Annotated in this window: 9 protein-coding genes; all 9 read left to right on the top strand. The window is 43.2% G+C overall.

What is annotated here, in order from left to right; genetic code table 11:
- On the top strand, positions 1 to 478 hold a 478-nt coding region (locus VIM91_RS09225), incomplete at its 5' end, for a flagellin (RefSeq protein ID WP_331864532.1).
- Between the two features lie 64 nt (positions 479 to 542).
- Complete coding sequence (locus VIM91_RS09220) at positions 543 to 944, top strand: flagellar protein FlaG (RefSeq protein ID WP_331864531.1); 402 nt, start codon at positions 543 to 545, stop codon at positions 942 to 944.
- A 27-nt stretch (positions 945 to 971) separates the two neighbouring features.
- Positions 972 to 1,439 (top strand): flagellar protein FlaG, encoded by a 468-nt coding sequence (locus VIM91_RS09215; RefSeq protein ID WP_331864530.1) that lies wholly within the window; start codon positions 972 to 974, stop codon positions 1,437 to 1,439.
- A gap of 169 nt (positions 1,440 to 1,608) precedes the next feature.
- The gene (fliD, locus tag VIM91_RS09210) at positions 1,609 to 3,615 is read left to right on the top strand and encodes a flagellar filament capping protein FliD (protein ID WP_331864529.1); all 2,007 of its coding nucleotides are present in this window, start codon (positions 1,609 to 1,611) and stop codon (positions 3,613 to 3,615) included.
- A gap of 43 nt (positions 3,616 to 3,658) precedes the next feature.
- A complete protein-coding gene (fliS, locus tag VIM91_RS09205) occupies positions 3,659 to 4,108 on the top strand; it encodes a flagellar export chaperone FliS (protein ID WP_331864528.1) in 450 nt (149 codons plus the stop codon).
- 32 nt (positions 4,109 to 4,140) lie between these two features.
- A complete protein-coding gene (locus VIM91_RS09200) occupies positions 4,141 to 4,422 on the top strand; it encodes a flagellar protein FliT (RefSeq protein WP_331864527.1) in 282 nt (93 codons plus the stop codon).
- 111 nt (positions 4,423 to 4,533) lie between these two features.
- Positions 4,534 to 5,664, top strand: coding sequence for a sigma 54-interacting transcriptional regulator (locus VIM91_RS09195; RefSeq protein ID WP_331864526.1), 1,131 nt, complete (start codon positions 4,534 to 4,536; stop codon positions 5,662 to 5,664).
- Positions 5,657 to 6,805, top strand: coding sequence for a sensor histidine kinase (locus VIM91_RS09190; RefSeq protein WP_331864525.1), 1,149 nt, complete (start codon positions 5,657 to 5,659; stop codon positions 6,803 to 6,805). Before VIM91_RS09195 ends, VIM91_RS09190 begins: the two co-directional genes overlap by 8 nt.
- Positions 6,802 to 8,166 carry a sigma-54 dependent transcriptional regulator gene (locus VIM91_RS09185; RefSeq protein ID WP_331864524.1) on the top strand — a complete coding sequence of 455 codons (1,365 nt, stop codon included), beginning with the start codon at positions 6,802 to 6,804 and terminating at the stop codon, positions 8,164 to 8,166. Before VIM91_RS09190 ends, VIM91_RS09185 begins: the two co-directional genes overlap by 4 nt.
- Positions 8,167 to 8,254 lie beyond the last annotated feature (88 nt).

The raw sequence follows: 8,254 nt of genomic DNA, 5'->3' as shown, positions 1-8,254 counted from the left end.
TGCGGAGTTCCAGCAGTTAACGACTGAGATCACACGTATTGCGAACACAACTCAGTTTAACGAAACGAACTTAATGAATGCGAATGGTACGGTGAGCTTGCATGTGGGTTGGCAGACAGGTGCAAACAATAAAATTAACGTGAGCACCATTAACTTTACAGGTCTGACTGCATTAACTGGAGACATTACAACAATTGCCAATGCCTCAGCTGCGATTGGCTCAATTGATTCGAACTTAGGTTCGATTAAAAATGTCCGCGCGAACTGGGGTGCGATGCAAAACCGTTTGGATTACACCGTTTCTAACTTGGCGAATGTGAATGAGAACATGTCAGCCGCACGCTCACAGATTCAAGATGCCGACTATGCACGTGAAAGTTCACAGTTAGCACGAATCCAAGTATTACAGCAAGCGGGTATGGCGATGTTGGGTCAAGCGAACCAGCAATCACAGAACGTCTTGTCGTTACTGAGATAATAGACTAGGCTTTAGGCGCTCTATTTTAATAGAGCGTCGGCCTTTACTAATAAAGGAGAAGGTCATGGAAACGTCTGGACTTTCAAACAATATTGGTTATCGAGCGGATACTTCAGGTCAGTCTCAGGTTGAGCAAAAAGCTAGGCCTGTTGTTGAACAAGTTGAGAAATCGAAGCCAGTCAGTCAGCCTGAAGTTACCAAGACAGAGCTGTTAGAGGTTAATGTTGAGCGTGTTAGTGATGCATTGTCTCAATATGGTTTGAGTGTTAACTTCGACCGGGATGCGGAAACCAATCGTCCAATTGTTCGCATTATTGATCGCCAAACAGATGAGGTGATTAAGCAATACCCGAGTGAAGGCGCTTTACAAGTTATGAAGAATATTCAGAACTATTTAATGCAGCAACCGACATCCGGCATGGATAAACAACAATTGACAGGCGCCTTATTCAATGAAATCATATAGATGAGACTTTGTTAGGGAGTAATCACCATGAGCGAGTTAAACAAACTGGCTGCTACGGTGTCAAATCAAGTTTATACAAATGCGGTAAAGAAATCATTTAACGATGGTGATTTTGGATACAATCCGACGCAGCCAGTTGATACGTTAAAAACTGCGTCGCCCAAACATAATGACAGTCGTGATGAAAGTACGCTTGCGCCTGTCGAAACGAATCAAGCCACACCCGAAGAGCTAGAACAAGCTCTGCAGGTTGCAAATACTCAGTTAGAAAGTTTAAAAACCAACTATCTTAAGTTTGAGCGTGATGAACTGACCGATAAAATGGTGGTCGCGATTAAAAATGCTCAAACGGATGAGTTGATTATGCAAATTCCTTCCGAAGATTTTCTTCGTATTGCTAAAAACATTGATGCTTATCTAAAGCAGGTTAATAATGGGTTTAGTGATAGTCCAAATTCAATACCTGTTGGTTTGTTTACCAATCAGCAGGTGTAATAGTTCCCTTGTGTGTTAGCGGTCTTTATGGCCGCTTTTTTCAAGATTATATTCTAAAGTTTCTAATTTAATGGTCGATAACTTTCATACAGAGTAAATCAAAGCGTTTGTTTTGGTATAAAAGTCGCTTAGAGCTTTTGTAATAAACGCCCTGACCAGGAGATGTATCATGGCTAACGAAATTGGTAGTACGCTTTTAAACTCGCTAACTAAGAGTTCATTTGACGTTGGTAATATGGCTAAAGTTTTAGCAGAAGCGGATGTGGCTGGGCCGTTAAGTATTGTTGAACGCAAATCGGAAAAGTATAGTACTGAGTTAAATGCACTTAAATATTTACAGACCAATTTAACCGCATTCAATACCTACGCTAAAGATCTCGCTTCACCAAGCTTATTTACACAGAATACCGTAAGTTCGTCTAATGAGGCAGTAGTCTCAGCCTCAATTACGGGTTCCGCTACGGCAGGTTCTTATAATATTGAATCGGTACAATTAGCTCAGGCACATACCGTTATTTCGGCTAAAACGTTTGGTTCTCAGTTTGATGCTATTTCTCAAGGTACGATGACGATCAATGGGCAAGATATTACGATTGATGCGTCTAATAATACGTTGGAAGGTTTACAGCGAACAATCAATGCATCGGGTTTGGGGGTAACCGCATCTATTATTAATAATGGTTCAGGTTATCAGCTGATGATGAGTGCCAATGAGACGGGTGCGGCTAGTCAATTTGATGTGACTGGGCATCCAGATTTTGCTGGTGCCGATGCATTTGCCGCCGTACCTGGTGCTGAAGGCCAAGATGCGATTATGAAATTGAATGGTGTGCAGGTTTCGAATTCAACTAACGCATTTTCAAATGTGGTGAATGGCTTAACATTTAACCTAAACTCAGAAGCCGTTGGTACGACTCAAGTTGTATCAATTGCTAATGATTCTGAATCTGTGACTACGGCTATTAAAGACTTTGTTGAGGTTTATAATCAGTTAGATACGATTTTAAAAGATCTAGGCTCTTATGATCCGTTAACAGCTGAGGAAATGGAAGATCCCGAAAAGGAATTTACGGGCGACTTAGCGGGTAATAGCTTATTGCGAAATTTAAAAACAGAAATTCGTGAAGCCATGAGTGGGGCACTAGCTGGTACTACAGGAGCATTTAATTCGCTTTCGAGTGTTGGGATTTCATTTGATCAATATGGCAAAATGCAGCTAGATGAAGCTCAACTGAATTCGGTGATGAGTTCTGATATAGGCTCGGTTGCGTCTTTATTTGCTGCAGGTGGGACAGCAACAGATAACTTAGTGAGCGTAAATGGTGGTTCGGCAAATACACTAGAGGGTAGTTATGCTTTAGATATTACCCAGGTAGCGGAACGAGCTGTTGTGGCAGGTGATACCGCAATCGGTGCGGGTGGGGTCGATTTGTCAGCCGCCGCAGTGGCAGATAGAACCTTTAGTATTACTGTAGATGGTGGTGCGACCGTAGATATAACGCTTGCAGCACAAAATTACGCATCCCCTCAGGAATTTGCTGCGGCTATGGCAGATGCCATTAATGGTAACGCCGATATTATGGCTTCTGGAGCGCGAGTGAGTGTGAGCCTAGATGCGACTAATAATCTAAATATTACTTCAAACCGCTTCGGATCTGGTTCATCTGTTGATATGTCAACATTTGCGGCGGCTGGATTTAGTGCGGCGGCATCGGATGTCGGTCAGAATGTGGATGGCACTTTGACAATGAGTAACGGTGCAACCGTGAATATCGGTGCTTATGCGGATTTAAACGATGGTCGTAAAGTGAATATTTCGGAGTTTGCTGTTGATTCATCAGGTGTGGCAGCAGAAGTCAGAGGTTTACAGTTTGAGGTGCAAGGTGGTGCTATAGGTGCACGAGGTACGATTGATTATACGGAAGGCTTTGGCAGCCAGGTCTTTAATACGATTAATGATGTTCTGGCAGCGGATACTGGCTTAATCGGCCAACGCATAGAGTCTCTTAACAATCGTATGGGCGAGCTTGAAGAAAAGCGCGAAAAAATTGATTTGCGATTTGAAAAAATGGAATTGAAGTATCGTATGCAGTTTTCTATGATGCAATCCATTATGTCGCAGATGCAAGAGACGCAGAGTTTCTTAACTCAAACTTACAATAGACCAGCGCAGTAATTAGTTAATTTCATTACTCGGGAATTAATATAGGGAGCAGAAAATGAGCTTGGCAATGCGGAATAAATTCGCGCAGCAATATGCAAATAATTATGTTGAAACGGCCGTTGTTGAGGCTACACCACATAAATTAATTAAGCTCTTGTATGAGGCGGCGATTAAAAACCTTGGGGTAGCTAAAGTATTTATTGAACGTAAGGATTATGCAAAAAAAGCTGAACATATTAATAAGGTTATTTCGATTTTACACGGTTTGAAGTCTGGCTTAGATATGGAAGCCGGTGGTGAAGTGGCGGATAACCTTTGGGCTTTGTATGATTATATGGTACGTCGCACTTTTCAAGCCTCTGCAAAAAATGATATTTCGATGATTGATGAAGTGGTTGACCGGCTAAAAGATTTAGACGGAGCGTGGGGTGAAATGCCTGCGGATTATCAAAACCTGACTCAGGATCAATTGAAAGTCATGCGTCAAAAACGAGTAGCTCAGTAGTGATAAGCCCGCAAATATCTGAGCAATTAAAGTTGATCGCGCACTCCCAGCATATGTTGGTGTGTGCGCAAAAGGCGCGCTGGGATGAGTTGCGCCGTTTAGAAACACAGTTTCAACCAATGTTGGAAACGTTTTTTTCTACGACGGATTTGCCAGCAGAAGAGAGTCGAGCGTTATCGGCTCAATTACTTGATCAGAATGTCGAAATACAAGCCTTGATAAAACATGAGCAAAGTCGTATTCTAGCGCTTCAAAAAGAAGAAGGTCGAAATATTAAGGCCATGCAGCAATACCTAGAGACACCAAAAAAATAAATTCCTTTTATTCCAATTATAAATACCCTTTTAATTCTTGCTTGACAATATTTTGACACTTTTACGCTGTTTGAGAGTAGAATGTCTAAAAATTTCATTTGCGGCGAGAACATGTCTTTAAATCTATTTTCTACTTTAGTTGGCGAAAGCCAGCTTATGCAGCGCCTCTATAGCGCGATTAGCGAGCTTGCTCAGACCGATGCCCCTGTTTTAATTTTGGGTGAATCGAGTACGGGTAAGGATTCTGCAGCGCATGAATTGCATTATGAGTCTGCTCGATCAGGCGCTTCATTTGTGAGTTTCAATTGCGCGGCCATTCCTCATGAGTTATTAGAGTCGGAAATTTTTGGTCATGTGCAGGGTGCCTTTCAAGGCGCCATTACGGCTCGAAAAGGCCGTCTGGAAATGGCGCATGAAGGCACCTTGTTTTTAGATGATGTGGATCATCTGCCCATGCCTATTCAGTTAAAGTTGCTCCATGCTTTGCAGCAGGGGGAGTTTTATCCGGTCGGTGCCCCATCGCCTTTAAAAATCAATGCGCGTCTTGTGATTGGCGCTACCGAGAATCTGGTTAATTTAGTTGATGAAGGTTACTTCTCTGGCGCACTTTATGCCTTGTTTCGTTCGCATGTCTTGCAAATGCCGCCTTTGCGTGAGCGTACCGAAGATATTGAGTCTTTGTTTCAAGTTCTGTTTGCTAAAGTTCAAACGACCGATATAGAGCCTCCAATGCTGGAAGAAGCGGCCTTAAATGCATTAAAAGAATACGATTGGCCAGGTAATATTAGAGAGTTGGAATGTTTGGTAGAAGGTTTGGCAAGCAGTTTTTCTGGTAAATTGATCGGCTTGGATGCTCTGCCGGAACGCTACCGTGAGCCTCATTCTAAAGACCAGTTGTCATTGGGATTGATTGAAGATGAAATGGCGTTTCTTTTGTCCAATCATTTTGACGATGATGAGTGCCAAGCATTTTTGCCCAATCCTCCGCAAGGATATGAGCCCTCGCTGGATTTGAATGAAATACAAGAAGCACCAGGCCTGGTGGATATCCCAAGTTTTGATTTAAATGCGGGTGTGCCAATGAAAACTTATCTACAGCAGGTTGAGTTAGAGGTTATTTGCGGTGCATTGCAAAAAACCCAGGGGAATGTGTCACAAGCCGCTAAATTGCTGCAAGTGAATCGCACCACTTTGATTGAGAAAATTAGGAAACACGATTTAAAGGAGCTTTATATTGCTTAATCAGGTCGAAAAAGATCGTTTGCAAGAATTGGAGCAAGCTTTTGCTTTATTTAACCAAACATCCGATCAGCTGACTCAAGCTTATGAAGCCTTGCAAAATCAGGTAGCGCACCTACAACAGCAATTGGCACAAAGTGATTCAGAAAAGCGGCGGGTGGCTGATCGATTAGAACGCTTGTTAACCTTACTGCCAGCTGGCGTGATTGTACTGAATGTACATAATCAAATTATTGAAATGAACCCAAGTGCTCAATCTATTTTGGGGGATGAGGCTTATGGCCAGGCCTGGAGTGAAGTCGTGCGGCGTGTGTTTTTAAGCACCAATGATGCGCAAGAACTCATTACTCATAACAAAACCATTTACCAATTATCTCAAGTTCCATTGGATACAACCTTGGGTAAAATTCTATTAATTCAAGATGTTACCTCGGCTCGCCAGTTGCAGGACCATATAAATCGTCATCAACGTTTACGTTCTATGGGCGAGATGGCGGCCTCGTTGGCTCACCAGATTCGTACGCCTTTAGCCGCGGCTTTGTTGTATGTGTCACAACTTTCTACCGATGGTTTGGCAGAAGATAAGCGCCATAAGTTTGTCAATAAAACCTTATTAAGTCTCAAGCATTTAGATGGTTTGGTTAAAGACATGTTGCAATACGCTAAGGGTGGCAGTGTGGGAGAAGCTTTAATTGAGTTAGATGGTTTGGTTGAAGGCTTGCAGTCTGCTGTTGAACAGCAGGTCTTGAATAGTGACAGTCAATTAACAATTAAAAACAAAGCACCAGGCCTGGTGGTTAAAGGGGATCATGATTCCTTGATGACCGCCCTGCAAAACCTGGTGGTTAACGCCATAGATGTGGTGCGAATGCGTGCTAACATTGATATTCGGATTCATGAAGCCGCTGATGGTTGGGTCGATTTGATTGTGTCCGACCAAGGGCCAGGTATTGATGTTGCGGTCCAAGAAAAAATATTTGAACCCTTTTATACCAGTCGTGCGAAAGGCACGGGTTTGGGCTTAGCGGTGGTGCGAACCGTAGCCGAGGCGCATGGTGGTGAAGCTTGGGTGCGCTCTAAGCTCGGCCAAGGTGCGCAGTTTGGCATAAGATTGCCTTTGATTAAAGAGGATGTAGCTAAATGAGTATTGCGAAGATTTTGGTTGTTGAAGATGATCCAGAACTTCAAGAAGCCTTAACGGATATTTTAATGCTGAACGAGTTTGAGGTATTAGCGGTCAGCTCGGCTGAAGAAGCTTTAGTGGCTTTAGATGATGATATCGGCATGGTGTTTTCAGATATTCGTATGGATGGCATGGATGGTTACAACTTGATGAAACGCATCCGTGCCTTGAAACCCTATTTACCGATTGTGCTGATGACCGCTTACGGTACGATTGAGCAAGCTGTAGAAGCGATGAAAGAAGGCGCAGTGGATTATATGGTTAAACCATTTGAAGCCAATGTGCTAGTGGAAAAAGCCAAAGCCTATTTTAATCGAGATGCATCTTCTGCCGATGACTTCATTGTGGCCGATCCAGTGACCACGCAAATTAAATTGATGGCGAACAAGGTGGCTCAAAGCGAAGCCAGTGTCATGATCAGTGGCGAAAGCGGCACGGGTAAAGAAGTGCTGGCGCGTTATATACATCAACAGTCTGAACGTCGAGATCAGCCATTCGTGGCAATCAACTGCGCGGCTATTCCGGAAAATATGCTAGAAGCGGTTTTGTTTGGTTATGAAAAAGGCGCGTTTACCGGCGCGATGAAAGCCATGCCCGGAAAATTTGAACAAGCGCAAGGCGGCACCATTTTCTTGGATGAAATTGGTGAAATGAAACCGGATTTGCAGGCTAAGTTACTGCGTGTGTTGCAGGAGCGAGAGGTTGAGCGAATTGGTTCAATGAAATCGGTTCAGTTAGATTTGCGTGTACTGAGTGCCTCGAATGTGGACATGAAGTCGGCCATTTCTGATGGACGCTTTCGCGAAGATTTATTTTATCGCCTGAATGTGTTTCCAGTGCATTTGCCGCCTTTGCGCGAACGTCCGAAAGATATTGCCGCAATTGCTGAAAAACTTTTATCGCGGCGATGTGCGAACGCGCGCGTGCAGCCGGTTATTTCGGCGCCCGCTTTAAAAAAATTGATAGAATATGCTTGGCCAGGTAACATAAGAGAGTTAGATAATGTGATCCAGCGTGCCTTGGTCATGATGGTCGGCGATAGCATTAATGAGCAGGATTTATTGTTTGATGGCGATCAAAATAAACCAGCCGCTGCCGTTAACGTAGTTAAGTCGACCCAGGCCGAAGTTGAAGAGGTTTCGGTTGAATCTGGCAATGAAGCGAACCTTGACCTAAAGGCTCGAGAAGTTGAGCTTATATTAACGGCTCTTAAACGAAACGATGGTCATCGCCAAAAAACGGCTGAAGATTTAAACTTGAGCCCACGCACCTTGCGTTATAAGTTGGCGAGATTAAAAGAGCAGGGTGTTGAAATTTCTTAATAGCCCGATAAAAAATGTTTTATTGGCATATGAATTGCTGGTTATGTGATAATAATCAAACGCTTTTTTGCAAGTTTTGTAGGGTTTA

Origin of the sequence: Thiomicrospira sp. (genome assembly GCF_036568485.1) — a bacterium.
GTDB lineage: Bacteria > Pseudomonadota > Gammaproteobacteria > Thiomicrospirales > Thiomicrospiraceae > Thiomicrospira.
This window is presented reverse-complemented; position numbering and strand designations above follow the sequence as displayed.